The sequence below is a fragment of the Stenotrophomonas sp. TWI1149 genome, from assembly GCF_039673155.1.
GTDB classification, from domain to species: Bacteria; Pseudomonadota; Gammaproteobacteria; order Xanthomonadales; family Xanthomonadaceae; genus Stenotrophomonas; species Stenotrophomonas maltophilia_AA.
Genome location: NZ_JBDJLB010000009.1, coordinates 160,177 through 175,994 on the forward strand (window position 1 = coordinate 160,177; position 15,818 = coordinate 175,994).

Consider the following 15,818-nt stretch of genomic DNA (forward strand, 5'->3'; position numbering starts at 1 on the left):
GGAGCCTGATCATGACGTCGTCCCTCACCCTGCTGGCCCTGGCGGTTGCCGCCAGCCTGTCCGCCACCGTGCACGCCGAAACCCTCAACGACGCCAGCACGCTCGATACCGTGCGCGTGCAGGCGGAACGTGCCAAGAAAACGCGCTCGACCAACCAGAACGTCACCGTGCTCACCGCAGCCGATCTCGACAACGAGATGGCCAACACGATGGAAGAAGCGATCCGCTACATCCCCGGTGTGAGCATCGTGGACATGGGCCGCTTCGGCGACAACGGCTTCAACATCCGCGGACTGGAAAGCGACCGCGTGGCGATCACCGTCGATGGCCTGAGCCTGGGCGAATCGGTGGAAACCGCGCGTTCCTACGAGTTCTTCCGGGGTGGCCGCGGCGACGTGAACATCGATACGCTCAAGAGCCTGGCCGTGATCAAGGGCGCCGACGCGATCAGCGCCGGCAGCGGCGCGCTGGGCGGCGCGGTGGTGTTCACCACCAAGGATCCGGCGGACTATCTCACGCCCACCGGCAACGATACCCATCTGGGTTTCAAGGCGGGCTACTCGGGCGCCAATGACGAAACCATGGGCACGCTGACCTTTGCCAACCGCACCGGCATCGTCGAATCGATGCTGGTCTACACCCGGCGCGAAGGCCACGAATCCGAAGCGTGGTACGACACCACGAATGATCGGATCGGTGTCGGTCGCCGCACGCCAGATCCGGTCGACAGCACCCGCGACAACCTGCTTGGCAAGCTCGACCTGCAGCTCGGCGACGCCAATACGCTGGGCTTCCTGTACGAGCGTGGCCGCGCCACCAACGACGTGGACAACCTGTCGCGTGTCTACGCACCGGGCTACCTGTCGCGCAAAGGCCACGACACCAACGACCGTGACCGCTACGGGGTGAACTACCAGTGGCGGGCCGACAACGCGCTGTTCGATACCCTGGATGCGCAGGTGGACCGCCAGGTCACCGACAGCCGTGGCATCACCACCATCGTGGCCGGCAGCGGCTGCCCGGGCGGCGCCACACCGTGCCTGCGCAGCGAGAACCGCTCCACCAAGCAGACCCTGGACCGTGCCGCGGCCGACTTCAGCAGGGTCTTCGCCACCGCGGGCGCGCGCCATGACGTGGTGTACGGCCTGGCCTGGCAGCAGCGCGACATCGATTTCACCGCGGTCGACACGCGCTGGAACGCGGCCGGGGCCGTGGCCTCGGTGGAGATCGATCCGCGCCAGGTGCCCAAGACCGACGTCACCGCCTGGAACCTGTACCTGCGCGACAGCGTGCAGCTGCTCGACGAACGCCTGACCCTCAGCGCGGGGGCGCGCTACGACCGTTACGACTACTCACCCCATGTGGACGCCACTTTCGTGGACCGCACCGGCACCGTGCGTGACGTGAGCTTCGCCTCGGCGACCTGGCAAGTGGGCGCCGAATACCGCTTCCTGCCCGACCACGCGCTGTGGGCCCAGGTGGGGCGTGGCTTCCGTGCGCCCACCGTGGCGGACATGTACTCGCCGACCAGCGCCACCCAGGTGATCAATGCGCAGAACGGCCAGCCGCTGTTGCTCAACGACACCGTATCCAATCCGGACCTGGAGGCGGAAAAGAGCCTGAATCTCGAGTTCGGCTACCGCTGGAGCACGGACCGCGCGCAGCTGGGCCTGTCGGTGTTCCGCGACCGCTACGAGAACTTCATCGAGTACACCAACCTGGTCCAGTCGGTACCGGGTGGCTTCCGCACCACCGCGACCGGCCCGGTGCTGTATTCGCGCAACTACACGATGCCGACCAACGCGGGCGAAGTGACGGTCAAGGGCGTGGAGCTGGAGGGCCGCTGGCAGATCAGCGATGCATGGTCCTCGCGCCTGGCCGCCTCCTACAGCGAAGGCGAGAAGCGCAATGGCGATCCGCTCGACAGCATCGTGCCGGCCAGCGCCGTACTCGGCGTGCGCTATGCCCCCTCGCCGGTGTGGAACCTCACCGCCAGCGTGACCCATGCCGTGGCCAAGAAGGCCAGGGACGCCTACACCACCGACGCCACCGGCAAGGTCACCACGCCAGCCTTCGTCGACAAGGCCGATGGCTACACCGTGCTGGATCTGTACGGGACTTGGAACGTCACCCCGCAGTGGAAGCTCAGCGCTGGCATCTACAACCTGACCAACGAGGCGTACTACCTCTGGCAGCGCGTGCGCAACATCAACAAGGGCACCAACACGCTGTACGGCTACGTTAACGATGAGGGCATCGGCCGTTACAGCGAGCCAGGCCGCAATGCGCGGATCACGGTGGCCTACAGCTTCTGAAGCAGGCGCACCGACCGGGGGCCGGGCAGGTAGTGCCGGCCGCTGGCCGGCTCCCGACAAACAAAAAAAGGGCGACGCAGATGCGTCGCCCTTTTTGCGTCTCAGCGATGCCCGAAGGAATCAGCTGGCGCGACCGCCACCGCCGCCCTGGCTGCGGCCGCCACCGGCGTTGCCGCCGCCACGGCGCTGGCCCTGCGGCTGGCCACCGCGCGGTGCACCGCGGCCGGCGCCATCACGCTGGCCGCCACCGGTCTTCTTCGGGCCGGCATGGGCGTGGCGCGGAGCCTCGGCATGCGGACGACGCGCGTGCTTGCGCGGCGAGCGATCGCCACCCGGCAGCTCGGCCTTGCCCGGCGCGCTGTTGCCCCAGCGGATCGGGGTCTGCGGCTCGAAGCCCGGCACGTCGCGGATGTCCATGTCCTTGTCGAGCAGGCGCACGATCTGGCGCAGCAGCTTGGCTTCGTCCTGCGCCACCAGCGAGATCGCCTGGCCGGTCGAGCCGTTACGGCCGGTACGGCCGATGCGGTGCACGTAGTCCTCGGCCACCATCGGCAGGTCATAGTTGATGACCTTCGGCAGCTCGTTGATGTCGATGCCGCGCGCGGCGATGTCGGTGGCGACCAGCACGGTCACGCGGCCGGCCTTGAAGTCGCCCAGCGCGCGCAGGCGCTGGCCCTGGCTCTTGTTGCCATGGATCGCCGCGGTCTTGATGCCGGACTTGTCCAGGAACATGGCCAGCTTGTCGCAGCCGTGCTTGGTACGGCCGAACACCAGGGTCTGCTCACGGCTGTCCTGGGCCAGCAGGTGCAGCAGCAGCTCGCGCTTGCGCGGGCCATCGACCGGGTGCACGCGGTGGCTGATGTTCTCGGCAACGGTGTTCTTCGGCGTGACCTGGATCTGCTCCGGGTTGCGCATGAACTCCAGCGCCAGCTGCTTGATGCTCTCTTCGAAGGTCGCCGAGAACAGCAGGGTCTGGCGGTTCTGGCGCGGCAGCTTGGCGAGGATCTTCTTGATCGACGGCAGGAAGCCCATGTCGAGCATGCGGTCGGCTTCGTCCAGCACCAGGATTTCGATGCCGGAGAGGTCGACGCTGCGACGCTCGATGTGATCGATCAGGCGGCCCGGGCAGGCGACCAGCAGGTCCACGCCACGGCGCAGCACGTCGAACTGGTTGCCCATGCCGACGCCGCCGTAGATGCAGGCGCTCGGGATGCGCAGGTACTTGCTGTAGCCGCGCAGGCTGTCATGCACCTGGGTAGCCAGCTCACGGGTCGGGGTCAGCACCAGTGCACGCGGACGGCGCGGGCCATCGACGGCCTGCGGGTTGGTGCCCAGGTGCTGCAGCAGCGGCAGGCCGAACGCGGCGGTCTTGCCGGTACCGGTCTGTGCGCCGGCCAGCAGGTCGCGGCCTTCCAGGGCGAGCGGGATCGCCTGCTCCTGGATCGGGGTGGGGGTTTCGTAGCCCTGCTCGGCCAACGCGCGCAGCAGGAACGGGGCAAGGCCCAAGGATTCAAAAGACATCGGGTGGAAGCTCCAAAGACAAAGTAACGCCAGGCCGAATGGCCGGACGCGAGGCAGATCAATGTGATCGGCTGACTCGGAGCGTTCCCGTAAACCGCGCTGCGAGAATTGGGTGCAGTCGACGCGGTGCGCAGACTGGAATGCATGACGAATGGCGTCGGAGTGGGGGCGGGCGACGGATCGTTTGATCCATATCGCCGGCGATCCCGAAGGGAAACGGACGGCCGCTGCAGACCCGGATAGTCTAACGGATGTTTGAGACCCATACCAAATGCCCCTGTTCAGCTTGGGAGCAGGGGGACGGAACAGTAGAGCCACGCCATGCGTGGCTGCTCCTGCGCGTCGGCAATGCATTACGGTAAAGCGATGCGGCGGTGCAGCTGGTCGGCCCACCAACCATTTGATTACACTTGAAACCTATTTTTGCGATCCCGGATACCCACCCATGAAGCTTGGTTCTTTGAAGGAAGGCGGCCGCGACGGCACCCTGATCGTGGTCTCGCGCGATCTGCGCCAGGGCGTGCGCGCCACCGGCATCGCGGCGACCCTGCAGCAGGCCCTGGAAGACTGGAGCCACCTTGCGCCGCGCCTGAACGCTCTGTACGAGTCGCTGAACGACGGCGATGCCGACGGCGTGTTCGACATCGACCTGCAGGCGCTGGCCGCACCGCTGCCGCGCGCCTATGAGTTCGTCGACGGCAGCGCCTACCTGCCGCACGTGGCCCGCGTGCGCCGCGCCCGTGGCGCCGAGGTGCCGGAGAGCTTCTACACCGATCCGCTGATGTACCAGGCCACCAGCGCCGGCTTCTACGGCCCGCGCGATGCGGTCAAGGTGTTCAGCGAGGAGTACGGCATCGACCTGGAAGCCGAGCTGGTGGTGATCACCGACGACGTGCCGATGGCGGTGACGCCCGAGCAGGCCGCCGGCCATATCCAGCTGATCGGCCTGGTCAACGATGTCTCGCTGCGCAACCTGATCCCGGGCGAACTGGCCAAGGGCTTCGGCTTCCTGCAGTCCAAGCCGCGTTCGGCGCTGTCGCCGGTGTTCGTTACCCCGGATGAGCTGGGCGAGGCCTGGCAGGACAGCAAGGTCCACCTGCCGCTGGTCACGCATGTCAACGGCACCTGGTTCGGCGCGCCGGAAGCAGGCGTGGACATGCAGTTCAATTTCGCCCAGCTGGTCGCGCATGCGGCCAAGACCCGCCCGCTGGGCGCCGGTGCGATCGTCGGCTCGGGCACCATCGCCAACGAAGACACCAGCAAGGGCGCCTCCTGCTTCGCCGAACAGCGCACGGTGGAAACCCTGCGCGACGGCAAGCCGAGCACGCCCTTCATGTCCTTCGGCGACGTGGTGCGGATCGAAATGTTCGATGGCGCCGGCGAGAGCATCTTCGGTGCGATCGAGCAGCGCATCGAGCAGGCCTCCAGGCCCTGAGCGCCGCTGCGGAGACCGTCATGGACCCGATCGAACTGTTCAGTTACTGGCGGTCCAGCGCGGCGTACCGCGTGCGGATCGGGCTGAACCTCAAGGGCCTGCCGCACCGGATCACCCCGGTGCACCTGGTCCGCGAAGGCGGTGAACAGCACAGCGCGGCGTATGCCGCGCTCAACCCGCAGGAACTGGTGCCGACCCTGCGCCATGGCGAGCGCGTGCTGCAGCAGTCGATGGCGATCCTGGAGTACCTCGATGAGGTATTCCCGGCCACGCCGTTGCTGCCCGGCGATGCCAAGGGCCGGGCGCACGTGCGGGCACTGGCCCAGCTGGTGGCCTGTGACATCCACCCGCTCAACAACCTGCGGGTGATGCAGTACCTGGAGCGCACCCTGCAGGCCAGCGCCGAGGCGCGCACGCAATGGACGCTGCACTGGATGGCGGAGGGGCTGGCGGCGATGGAAACCCTGCTGGCCGGCCATGCCGCGACGGGCACGTTCTGCCATGGCGACCAGCCCGGCCTGGCCGATGCCTGCCTGGTGCCGCAGCTGTACAACGCGCACCGGTTCGGCCTGGATCTGGCGCCGTACCCGACCCTGCAGCGGATCGAAGCCGCCTGCCTGGCGCTGCCGGCCTTCGACGCGGCGCGGCCCGAGCGTCAGATCGACGCAGGGTGACGGTGGGCATGGACCGATCGACGCAGGCAGACGGGTAGGCATCGACCGTTGGTCGATGCGCCGTGTCAATTGCCCCCACCAACGGTGGGACCTGTTAGAACCCGTGCGTGATCGCCGGTGCCGAGCTGGCCGAATAATCCGCGTACGGGTCGTGCTCGCTGCCGCCTTCGGACAGCCGGAACTTCAACGCCAGGCCATCGCGCGAGTCGGCCGCGCGCAGCGCTTCCTCCTGCTCGATGATGCCGTTCTTGGCCATCCGGAACAGGCACTGGTCGAAGCTCTCCATGCCTTCCTCCAGCGACGCTTCCATTGCCGCCTTGATCTCGTGCACCTGGCCGCGGCGCAGCAGGTCGCGGATCATCGGCGTGTTGATCAACACCTCGGTGGCCGGCAGGCGGCGCCCATCCTTGCCCTTGACCAGGCGCTGGGACACCACCGCGCGCAGGTTCAGCGAAAGGTTCATCAGCACGTTGCGGTGCGCGCTCTCGGGGAAGAAGTTGAGGATGCGCTCGATGGTCTGGTCGGCGTTGTTGGAGTGCAGGGTGGCCAGGCACAGGTGCCCGGTTTCGGCGAACGCGATCGCCGCCTCCATGGTCTCCGCATCCAGGATCTCGCCGATCAGGATCACGTCGGGTGCTTCACGCATCGCGTTCTTCAGCGCGTCGTGGAAGGTGTGCGTGTCCAGCCCGACCTCGCGCTGGTTCACGATCGACATCTTGTGCTTGTGCAGGTATTCGATCGGGTCCTCGATGGTGAGGATGTGCCCGGTCGTGGTGGTGTTGCGGTGGTCGATCATCGAGGCCAGCGAGGTCGACTTGCCCGAGCCGGTCGAGCCGACCACCAGCACCAGCCCGCGCGGGGTCATGATGACGTCCTTCAGGACCTGGGGCAGGTTGAGCTCTTCGATGCTGGGGATCTTGCTGCGGATCGCACGGATCACCATGCCGACCTCGCCGCGCTGCTTGAACACGTTGACGCGGAAGCGTCCCGCATCGGGCAGGGCAATGGCCATGTTGAGCTCGAGCTCGCGCTCGAACTGCGGGGCCTGGCCTTCATCCATCAACGAGTAGGCGATCTTCTTGACCATCCCGGGCGGCAGCCCGGTATTGCCCAGCGGATAGAGTTTCCCCTCGATCTTGATGTATACCGGTGCTCCGGTCGTCAAGAACATGTCCGACGCGTTCTTTTCGGTCATCAGCTTCAGGAAATAGCCGATATCCATGCGAAATGTTTCCCCAACAATCAGCGGCTTGCCATTGCAAGCGCACCGCAGGCTTCCGACAATGGCCGCGCACACAACTCTGGCGACGGCACCCCCAATGAAACCTAGCTTCGCACAAATACGACGGGCCCTGTATGTGACGGTGTGCGCATTCGCGCTCTCTGGTGCTGCACAGGCGCAGGATGGCGCCCTGGAACTGATGCAGGCCCGGCAGGCGGTCGACAAGGCCACCCAGGCCGATGCCGACCAGTACGCCCCGGACCTGATCGCCGTGGCCCGCCAGGGCCTGGAGCAGGCCCAGCGCGCGGCCGGCGACCGCCGCGAGCGCAAGAACGCGCCGATGCTGGCCGTTCGCGCCACGGTCGATGCGGACCTGGCCCGCGCCCGCAGCGAGGAAGCCACCGCCACCGCCCAGCTGCAGCTGCGTCGCAATGAAGTCAGCCAGCTGCAGCGCCAGCTCGCCACCGGGGAAGACCGCTGATGATGTCCACCAAGATGCGCATGCCCTGTCTGCTGCTGGCCGTCAGCCTCAGCCTGCCGCTGCTGGTCGAGGCCGCCGATGACCCCGCCGTGGCCCAGCTGACCCAGCGCCTGATGGCAATCCAGGCCAACCCGGATGCGGCCCAGCTGGCCGCCTTCGAGCGCCTGCAGGCCCAGCAGGCCGTGGCCGATCTGGCCAAGGCCAAGCGCCGGGATCTGGACCAGGCCCGTTACCTGGCCGAGCGCCGGGTCGAGATCGCCGAGACCAGCGTCCGCGCCGCCCTGGCCCAGCGTGAGGTCGACCAGCTCGAACGCACCCGCAGCGAGCTGCTGATCGAAGCCAGCCGCCGCGATGCCCAGCGGGCCCGCCAGGAAGCCGAGCGCCTGCGCGTCCAGGCGCAGATCCAGGCCGAGGAAAGCGAACGCCTGCGCCAGGCGGCCGAACAGGAAGCCCTGGCCCGCCAGGACGCTGAAACCGCGCTCACCAGCGTGGCCGGCAAGCAGACCGCCCGCCTGAGCGCGGCCCAGCAGAACGCAGCCAAGCTGGCCCGTGAAGAAGCCGAGCTGGTGGCGGGCAGCAAGCTGCCGGGCTCCAGATTCGACAGCCGTGGCGAAGTGTTCACCTTCAACGGCGACGCCTTCGCGGCCGGCAAGGGCAGCCTGTCCGGCGGGGCCAAGGGCCAGGCCAAGGCGCTGGCCGAGTACCTGAACATCGGCAAGAAGGGCCGGGTCCGGATCGAGGCCTACGACGCCGCGGCCGGTGTCGGCCAGCAGCGCGCCGAGGCCCTGCGCGACGCGCTCGTGGCCGCCGGCGTGAGCGCCAGCCGGCTGCAGGTCAGCGGCAAGAAGGCGGCGGCGACCAAGGCGCGTTCGGCCGAGGTCATCATCGCGCCGTGATGCCCGGCCGGCAGCGCGTCATGCCCGTCGGGCATGACGCAACTGGTTGTTTTTGTTTAATTTCCGTTGTTCTGCGTGTTCAGCCTGAACCCCGCCTAGGCGGGCTCGACGATATCGTCTGAAAGGGTTGAACCGGCTTCGAAGCAAGCGTAGGGTCAGTTGTCCGGGTCGCCTTCCGCGGCCTGGACGATTGGAGGGCCGGCAATGCACCAGCGCCACGAATCACAGCAGTCCGAGGTCCAGGTTGAACTGGACGCCGCTGCGGGTTCGCAGGTCAGGGTTGCCCGGCACTCCGCCCCAAGCAGCGCCCCGTGCCGTCAGGCCGGGGCGTTCTTGTTTCTGCAGAAGCGATAGGAGGTTCATCATGTTTGAAGGTCAGCCCCAGAGCGACATCGACGCACGGCGCAAGCAGGATCCGGAATTCAAGGCGCTCTACGAACGGCACCAGAAGTTGAACAAGAAGTGCATGGATGCCGAGCTGGGCGTACTTCCGATAGACCGCCTCACCCTGGGACAGATGAAGCGTGAGAAGCTGCTGGCCAAGCAGAAGCTGGAACGGATGTACGCCTCCCCCGTGCACTGACGCCTTTACCCCCTACGTCTGTCAGCCCCTACGTCGCGGGCGGTTCCGGTCACCTCGTCGACCGGTGCCGTCCGCGCCGCTCCAGATCTCCCGCCGAAGCGGGAAAGCGGCCGCAAGGTCGATGAACGCGGCAACCTGACTTTCGCCGCCAACCGTCGGATAATCACCGGTCCGGCCGCATTGCGGCGCGAATCGATGTGAACCGATGGCAATCCACTCCTCCGTACTCGAACTCATTGGCCAGACCCCGATCGTCAAGGCCCAGCGCCTGGATACCGGCGTCTGCGAGCTTTACCTGAAGCTCGAGAGTGCCAATCCCGGAGGATCGATCAAGGACCGCATCGGCCTGTCGATGATCGAAGCCGCCGAGCAGCGGGGCGACCTCAAGCCGGGCGCGACCCTGGTCGAGGGCACCGCCGGCAACACCGGCCTGGGCCTGGCGCTGGTCGCCCAGCAGAAGGGCTACAAGCTGATCCTGGTCGTGCCGGACAAGATGAGCCGCGAGAAGATCTTCAATCTCAAGGCGATGGGTGCCGAAGTGCGCCTGACCCGGTCGGACGTGGCCAAGGGCCATCCCGAGTACTACCAGGACATGGCCAAGCGCGTGGCCGAGGAAACCCCCGGCGCCTACTTCATCAACCAGTTCGGCAATCCGGACAACCCGGCGGCGCACGAGTTCGGCACCGGCCCGGAAATCCTGGCGCAGATGGACGGCGACCTGGACGCGATCGTGTTCGGCTGCGGCAGCTCGGGCACCATGACCGGCCTCTCGCGCGCCTTCTCCACCCTCTCGCCGAAGACCGAGCTGGTCCTGGCCGATCCGGTCGGCTCGATCCTGGCCGAATACATCAATGACGGCGTGCTCAACGACAAGTCGGGCAGCTGGCTGGTGGAAGGCATCGGCGAGGACTTCCTGCCCTCGATCGCCGATTTCAGCCGCGTCACCAAGGCCTACGCGATCAGCGATGCCGAGAGCTTCCACACCGCGCGCGAGCTGCTGGGCAAGGAAGGCATCCTCGGCGGCTCCTCGACCGGCACCCTGCTGGCCGCGGCGCTGAAGTACTGCAAAGAGCAGACCACCCCGAAGAAGGTGCTGGTGCTGGTCTGCGATACCGGCAACAAGTACCTCTCCAAGATGTACAACGACTACTGGATGCTGGACAACGGCTTCCTGGAGCGCCCGCAGTCGGGTGACCTGCGCGATCTGATCCTGCGCCCGTACGGCCAGCGCGACACGGTGGTGATCGGCCCGAACGACCTGCTGACCACGGCCTACCAGCGCATGAAGCTGTATGACGTCTCGCAGCTGCCGGTGATGGACGGCGACCAGCTGGTCGGCATCGTGGATGAAAGCGACGTGCTGCTGCACGTCTACGGCGACGAAGCCCGTTTCCGCGACCCGGTCGCCACCGCGATGGTCAGCAAGCTGGACCGCCTGGACGTGAAATCCCCGATCGAGGCCCTGCTGCCGGTGTTCGACCGTGGCCAGGTCGCCATCGTCATGGATGGCGCCAACTTCCTCGGCCTGATCACCCGGATCGACCTGCTGAACTACCTGCGCCGGCGCGTACAGTAGGCCGTAATGTCGCAATGAACCCATGTTTATCCGCGTCAACGGCCGATTAAGCCGCCGCTGATAGACTTCCGCTCCTTTTGCGGGGGCCCCTGTCGGGGCTCCCCTTGCCGGGAAACAACATGTCCGATCACGCTTCCTCCGGGCACGGCGACCGCTCGCTCGCCCTGGCCACGCTGGCCATCCACGGCGGCCAATCGCCGGATCCGAGCACCGGCGCGGTGATGCCGCCGATCTACGCGACCTCCACCTACGCCCAGTCCAGCCCCGGCGAACACCAGGGCTTCGAGTATTCGCGCACCCACAATCCCACCCGCTTCGCCTACGAGCGCTGCGTGGCCTCCCTGGAAGGCGGCAGCCGCGGCTACGCGTTCGCCTCGGGCATGGCCGCCAGCTCCACGGTGATGGAACTGCTGGATGCCGGCAGCCACGTGGTGGCGATGGACGACATCTACGGCGGCACCTTCCGCCTGTTCGAGCGCGTGCGTAAGCGCACCGCCGGCCTGCAGTTCAGCTTCGTCGACCTGACCGACCTGGCCGCGTTCGAGGCCTCGATCACCCCGCAGACCAAGATGGTCTGGATCGAAACCCCGACCAACCCGATGCTGAAGATCGTGGACATCGCCGCGGTGGCCGCCATCGCCAAGCGCCACGGCCTGCTGGTGGTGGTCGACAACACCTTCGCCTCGCCGATGCTGCAGCGTCCGCTGGAGCAGGGCGCGGACCTGGTCCTGCACTCGGCCACCAAGTACCTCAACGGGCACTCGGACATGGTCGGTGGCATGGTCGTGGTCGGCGACAACGCCGAGCTGGCCGAGCAGATGGCCTTCCTGCAGAACTCCATCGGTGCCGTCCAGGGCCCGTTCGACAGCTTCCTGGCCCTGCGCGGCCTGAAGACCCTGCCGCTGCGCATGAAGGCGCACTGCGCCAACGCGCTGGCCCTGGCCCAGTGGCTGGAAAAGCACCCGGCCGTCGAGAAGGTCATTTACCCCGGCCTGACCTCGCACCCGCAGCACGAGCTGGCGACGCGCCAGATGAACGGCTACGGCGGCATCGTCTCGATTGTCCTCAAGGGCGGTTTCGACGCGGCCAAGCGTTTCTGCGAGAAGACCGAACTGTTCACCCTGGCCGAATCGCTCGGTGGCGTGGAAAGCCTGGTCAACCATCCTGCGGTGATGACGCATGCCTCGATCCCGGTGGAGCGCCGCGAAAAGCTGGGCATCAGCGACGCGCTGGTGCGGCTGAGTGTCGGGGTGGAGGAGCTGGGGGATCTGCAGGTGGATCTGGAACGGGCACTGGCGGAATCCGTCTGATGAGTGCCATTCATACAGAGTTCGGCAGCTCCCCGATGGCGCTTGTAAGGAGCTTCCTGTCCAATCGAATGCTCGTCTGGCAGTTGACCCGGCGTGACGTAGTGAGCCGATATCGTGGCTCCGTATTTGGGCTGGCGTGGTCCTTCTTCAATCCGTTGTTGATGCTGGCCGTCTACACATTCGTTTTCTCAGTGGTGTTCAAGGCCCGCTGGGGTCTGGATGCAAATGGTCACGGCGACTTTGCGGTGATTCTTTTTGTTGGAATCATCGTGCATGGTGTGTTCGCCGAGTGCGTCAATCGTGCGCCGGGCCTGATACTCAACAATGCCAGCTACGTGAAACGCGTGATATTTCCGTTGGAGACCTTGCCTTGGGTGGCGATGGGGGCAACCCTTTTCCATTCGCTGGTCTCCGTGCTTGTGCTGCTGATCGCGCAGGTTGTTCTTCGTGGCTCCGTTCCCATAACTGCTCTGTGGTTGCCGGTGGTCGTGCTGCCCCTGATCGTCGGGACGATGGGGATTTCATGGCTGCTTGCTGCCTTTGGGGTCTATCTGCGGGATATCGGACAGGTCACAGGCATTCTGACCACTGTCATGCTGTTCATGGCGCCTGTCCTGTATCCGGTGCAGGCACTTCCCGAGGGCTTGCGACCATACATTTACTTGAACCCATTGACCTTCATCATCGAACAGTCGCGCGAGGTTCTGTTGTGGGGGAATGCGCCGAATTTTGTGGGGTTGGGTAAATATGCGCTGGGCGCGATGCTTGTAGCCTGGCTCGGATTCGCCGCATTCCAGAAAATGCGTAGGGGGTTTGCTGATGTCCTCTGATGCCCCGACCGATGTCGCAATCCGGGTAACCGGCGTGACCAAGTGCTTCCAAATCTACGACCAACCGCATCAGCGCCTCCGTCAAGCAATAATGCCCCGGCTCCGCCGTGCGCTTGGACTTTCCCAGCGCTCCTATTTCCAGGAGTTCTGGGCACTCAAGGGTGTGGACTTCGAGGTCCGTCGTGGCGATACGGTGGGTATCATCGGCCGTAATGGTTCGGGCAAATCTACCTTGCTGCAGATTATCTGTGGCACGCTGCAGGCCACTTCCGGCACGGTAGAAGTGAACGGCCGGGTTGCAGCGTTGCTGGAGCTTGGCGCTGGCTTCAATCCCGAATTCACCGGTCGGGAGAATGTGTATCTCAGTGCGTCGATCCTTGGCTTGACTCGAGAGGAGATCGATGCACGTTTCGATGACATCGTCGATTTCGCAGACATCGGTGATTTCGTCGAGCGGCCGGTCAAAACATACTCCAGTGGCATGTATGTCCGCTTGGCGTTCGCGGTCATCGCGCATGTTGACGCCGACATCCTCGTCATTGACGAGGCCTTGGCCGTTGGTGATGCCATCTTTGTGCAGAAATGCATGCGGTTCCTGCGCAAGTTCCGTGAGAACGGCACGCTTCTGTTCGTAAGCCATGACACGTCGTCGGTGCTGAACTTCTGCCAGAGCGCGGTTTGGCTCAACCGTGGCGAAATGCTTATGCATGGGTCGGCAGAAGAGACCTGTAATGCCTACATCGAGTACTGCTCGCAGGAGGTCTATGGAGATTCGGTCAAGATCACCTCGCGCCAGGTTGCCCGTGAAACGGTGCCGACAGCGCTGAAACCGAAGGCGAAGGTTGAGAAGGACACCCGATTGGAGATGTTCGACAATGTCGCGAACGCGGCAGGTTGGCAATCCGGCGTCGCCAGCATCGATTCGGTGGTTCTAGGCAGTCTGGAAGGGCAGCCCCTTTCCTCCTTTGCTGGCGGCGAGGAGGTTCTGCTCAGGGTCCGTGCCACTGCGCATCAAGCCTTGTCGAGCCCACTGATCGGCTTCTTCGTGAAGGATCGGCTGGGTCAGTCGCTGTTTGGGGAGCACACCTTCACGTATATCCAACCGCCCATGCAGGTTGAGGCCGGCACCACTCTCGAAGCCAGCTTCCGCTTCACCTTGCCGATGCTGCCAAACGGCGACTACTCGATGACCGTGTCAATTGCCGACGGTGATCCGTTCGCCAACACCCAGCATGCCTGGTTGCACGACGCGGTATTGATCAAGGTTGCGTCGCCCAAGCTGCGCTACGGCCTGGTAGGCATTCCCTTCGATGAGGTCACCATGAAGCGGGTAGGGACAACAGAATGAATCACGGTTTCATTCCACCGCTGACGACCGACGACCCCCGTGTCAGCATCGGTCGTTTTACCTATGGCGGCGCCAAGTTCAAGCTGTGGAGCGAAGGGGAGCGTATTGAGGTGGGAGCATTCTGCTCGTTCGCCGAAGATGTGTTGATCTTCGGTGGCGGCGAGCACCGCACGGACTGGGTCACCACCCATCCACTGCGCATCGCATTCGGCTCTCCTGGCGCGGGGCAGGACGGGCACCCCCACAGCAAGGGCACCACCCGTATCGGCAACGACGTGTGGATCGGCCATGGCGCCCTGGTTCTGTCCGGGGTCACCGTGGGCGATGGCGCCTGTATAGGTGCTGGCGCCGTGGTTAGCAAGGATGTCCCTCCCTATGCCCTGGTTGCCGGCAATCCTGGACGCGTCGTGCGCATGCGGTTCAGCGAGTCACAGATCGAACAGCTGTTGGGTATCGCCTGGTGGAACTGGTCGATCGAGAAAATCAGGCAGTTCGAATCGCTGCTGTGCAGCCCCAGCATCGATGCATTCATTGCGGCCGCGCTGGCCGATCCGGACGCTGCGGCGTCGTTACCGTGATAGAGACTGAAATGATTGATTTCCCGTTGTCGCCGAGCATGCTGATGATGCCTCGCAAGCTTCCGCACAGTGCGTGGCTGGGGCACATCCCCTTCGCCAGCTGGCTGGTAGATGTGGTGCGCCCGAAAAGCATCGTCGAGTTGGGGACGCACAACGGCGCGTCGTTCCTGGCGTTCTGCCAAGCGGTGGAAGCCCAGCAGGTCAGCGCGCGCGTGTTCGCGGTGGATACCTGGCAGGGTGACGAGCATGCCGGTTTCTACGGCAATGAGATTCATGCGGAGCTTCGCGATTACCAGCAGCGGCACTACGCGGGCATTTCCGAGATGATGCGGATGCGCTTCGACCAGGCGCTGGAGTACTTTGCAGACGGATCGATCGACGTCCTTCACGTCGACGGGCTTCATACGTATGAAGCTGTCCGCGAGGACTTCGAAACCTGGCGCTGCAAGCTCTCTCCACGTGCGGTGGTGCTGTTCCATGACAGCTGCGTACGTGAGCGTGGATTCGGGGTATGGCAGTACTGGAGCGAGGTGTCCTCCCAGTTTCCGTCATTTGAGTTCACCCACACCCATGGGCTGGGCGTGCTGCTGGTTGGGGAGGAGCAGCCGGATGACCTGCTGCGGCTTGCCGAGGCCTCGCGCAATGGACAGTTCGCGACCATCAATCAGCTCTTCGATGCGCTGGGGCGCAACATCAAGAACGTGGAGGAGATCGAGCGGGTGAATCAGGGTCTGATCGCCGCCCACGGGGAGATCGGACGGCTTACCGCAGAGGAGACTCGCCTGCGCGCGCTGCTCGACCGGAGCAGCGACGTCACCGAAGAGCATTACGCCGTTGTCGAATCGCAGCTGCCCAGCCTCGCCCAGGGCTTGTCGACGTTGGAGCGTCGCGTCATCGAAGAGATGAACGACACACGACAGGCGCTGGATCAGTCGCGCGAAGCGTCGGTCGCCAACGTCGTGGCGTCGGTGGTCCCGCGCTTGGATGAGCAGGACCGAAAACTGAATCTCCTCATGCGCCCCTGGTGGCGCCGCGTCCTTGGCCATTGA

The 15,818-nt window shown here is 65.0% G+C and carries 14 protein-coding genes; 12 read left to right on the plus strand and 2 right to left on the minus strand.

Annotated elements, in window-relative coordinates; translation table 11 throughout:
- The first annotated feature begins 11 nt into the window (after positions 1–11).
- A complete protein-coding gene (locus tag ABE424_RS12135) occupies positions 12–2,315 on the plus strand; it encodes a TonB-dependent hemoglobin/transferrin/lactoferrin family receptor (protein ID WP_346491840.1) in 2,304 nt (767 codons plus the stop codon).
- A gap of 120 nt (positions 2,316–2,435) precedes the next feature.
- Here the strand turns inward: ABE424_RS12135 and ABE424_RS12140 are convergent, their stop codons facing one another.
- On the minus strand, positions 2,436–3,836 hold the full coding sequence (locus tag ABE424_RS12140; RefSeq protein ID WP_346491841.1) for a DEAD/DEAH box helicase: 1,401 nt from the start codon (positions 3,834–3,836) through the stop codon (positions 2,436–2,438).
- A 445-nt stretch (positions 3,837–4,281) separates the two neighbouring features.
- Here ABE424_RS12140 and ABE424_RS12145 point away from each other — a divergent pair, with 445 nt between their 5' ends.
- Both ABE424_RS12145 and maiA read left to right on the plus strand, forming a co-directional pair.
- On the plus strand, positions 4,282–5,271 hold the full coding sequence (locus ABE424_RS12145) for a fumarylacetoacetate hydrolase family protein (RefSeq protein ID WP_346491842.1): 990 nt from the start codon (positions 4,282–4,284) through the stop codon (positions 5,269–5,271).
- Between the two features lie 20 nt (positions 5,272–5,291).
- Positions 5,292–5,945, plus strand: a complete 654-nt coding sequence (maiA, locus tag ABE424_RS12150) for a maleylacetoacetate isomerase (RefSeq protein ID WP_346491843.1) — start codon at positions 5,292–5,294, stop codon at positions 5,943–5,945.
- Positions 5,946–6,039: 94 nt separating this feature from the next.
- Here maiA and ABE424_RS12155 read toward each other — a convergent pair whose 3' ends face one another.
- A complete protein-coding gene (locus ABE424_RS12155; protein ID WP_176990669.1) occupies positions 6,040–7,167 on the minus strand; it encodes a PilT/PilU family type 4a pilus ATPase in 1,128 nt (375 codons plus the stop codon).
- A 97-nt stretch (positions 7,168–7,264) separates the two neighbouring features.
- Here ABE424_RS12155 and ABE424_RS12160 point away from each other — a divergent pair, with 97 nt between their 5' ends.
- The 9 genes from ABE424_RS12160 to ABE424_RS12200 all read left to right on the plus strand — a co-directional run bounded on the left by ABE424_RS12160 (position 7,265) and on the right by ABE424_RS12200 (position 15,818).
- Complete coding sequence (locus ABE424_RS12160) at positions 7,265–7,648, plus strand: DUF4398 domain-containing protein (RefSeq protein ID WP_183073797.1); 384 nt, start codon at positions 7,265–7,267, stop codon at positions 7,646–7,648.
- Between the two features lie 2 nt (positions 7,649–7,650).
- Entirely contained in the window at positions 7,651–8,544 is an 894-nt protein-coding gene (locus tag ABE424_RS12165) for a hypothetical protein (RefSeq protein ID WP_346478367.1), read from the plus strand.
- Positions 8,545–8,908: 364 nt separating this feature from the next.
- Positions 8,909–9,127 (plus strand): YdcH family protein, encoded by a 219-nt coding sequence (locus ABE424_RS12170; RefSeq protein WP_176990672.1) that lies wholly within the window; start codon positions 8,909–8,911, stop codon positions 9,125–9,127.
- A gap of 205 nt (positions 9,128–9,332) precedes the next feature.
- Positions 9,333–10,703: a pyridoxal-phosphate dependent enzyme gene (locus tag ABE424_RS12175; RefSeq protein WP_102788976.1), complete on the plus strand. Its 1,371-nt coding sequence runs from the start codon at positions 9,333–9,335 to the stop codon at positions 10,701–10,703.
- A gap of 119 nt (positions 10,704–10,822) precedes the next feature.
- A complete protein-coding gene (locus tag ABE424_RS12180; RefSeq protein WP_346491844.1) occupies positions 10,823–12,013 on the plus strand; it encodes a cystathionine gamma-synthase in 1,191 nt (396 codons plus the stop codon).
- A complete protein-coding gene (locus ABE424_RS12185) occupies positions 12,013–12,843 on the plus strand; it encodes an ABC transporter permease (RefSeq protein WP_346491845.1) in 831 nt (276 codons plus the stop codon). The genes ABE424_RS12180 and ABE424_RS12185 overlap by 1 nt, the downstream gene beginning before the upstream one ends.
- Entirely contained in the window at positions 12,833–14,191 is a 1,359-nt protein-coding gene (locus ABE424_RS12190) for an ABC transporter ATP-binding protein (RefSeq protein WP_346491846.1), read from the plus strand. Before ABE424_RS12185 ends, ABE424_RS12190 begins: the two co-directional genes overlap by 11 nt.
- Positions 14,188–14,769: a CatB-related O-acetyltransferase gene (locus tag ABE424_RS12195; protein ID WP_346491847.1), complete on the plus strand. Its 582-nt coding sequence runs from the start codon at positions 14,188–14,190 to the stop codon at positions 14,767–14,769. Before ABE424_RS12190 ends, ABE424_RS12195 begins: the two co-directional genes overlap by 4 nt.
- Before the next feature lie 11 nt (positions 14,770–14,780).
- Positions 14,781–15,818: a class I SAM-dependent methyltransferase gene (locus ABE424_RS12200; protein WP_346491848.1), complete on the plus strand. Its 1,038-nt coding sequence runs from the start codon at positions 14,781–14,783 to the stop codon at positions 15,816–15,818.

Coding starts and splice junctions, on each gene's coding strand:
- ABE424_RS12135 (WP_346491840.1), top strand. CDS start 12: ATGACGTCGTCCCTCACCCTGCTGGCCCTGGCGGTTGCCGCCAGCCTG.
- ABE424_RS12140 (WP_346491841.1), bottom strand. CDS start 3,836: ATGTCTTTTGAATCCTTGGGCCTTGCCCCGTTCCTGCTGCGCGCGTTG.
- ABE424_RS12145 (WP_346491842.1), top strand. CDS start 4,282: ATGAAGCTTGGTTCTTTGAAGGAAGGCGGCCGCGACGGCACCCTGATC.
- maiA (WP_346491843.1), top strand. CDS start 5,292: ATGGACCCGATCGAACTGTTCAGTTACTGGCGGTCCAGCGCGGCGTAC.
- ABE424_RS12155 (WP_176990669.1), bottom strand. CDS start 7,167: ATGGATATCGGCTATTTCCTGAAGCTGATGACCGAAAAGAACGCGTCG.
- ABE424_RS12160 (WP_183073797.1), top strand. CDS start 7,265: ATGAAACCTAGCTTCGCACAAATACGACGGGCCCTGTATGTGACGGTG.
- ABE424_RS12165 (WP_346478367.1), top strand. CDS start 7,651: ATGTCCACCAAGATGCGCATGCCCTGTCTGCTGCTGGCCGTCAGCCTC.
- ABE424_RS12170 (WP_176990672.1), top strand. CDS start 8,909: ATGTTTGAAGGTCAGCCCCAGAGCGACATCGACGCACGGCGCAAGCAG.
- ABE424_RS12175 (WP_102788976.1), top strand. CDS start 9,333: ATGGCAATCCACTCCTCCGTACTCGAACTCATTGGCCAGACCCCGATC.
- ABE424_RS12180 (WP_346491844.1), top strand. CDS start 10,823: ATGTCCGATCACGCTTCCTCCGGGCACGGCGACCGCTCGCTCGCCCTG.
- ABE424_RS12185 (WP_346491845.1), top strand. CDS start 12,013: ATGAGTGCCATTCATACAGAGTTCGGCAGCTCCCCGATGGCGCTTGTA.
- ABE424_RS12190 (WP_346491846.1), top strand. CDS start 12,833: ATGTCCTCTGATGCCCCGACCGATGTCGCAATCCGGGTAACCGGCGTG.
- ABE424_RS12195 (WP_346491847.1), top strand. CDS start 14,188: ATGAATCACGGTTTCATTCCACCGCTGACGACCGACGACCCCCGTGTC.
- ABE424_RS12200 (WP_346491848.1), top strand. CDS start 14,781: ATGATTGATTTCCCGTTGTCGCCGAGCATGCTGATGATGCCTCGCAAG.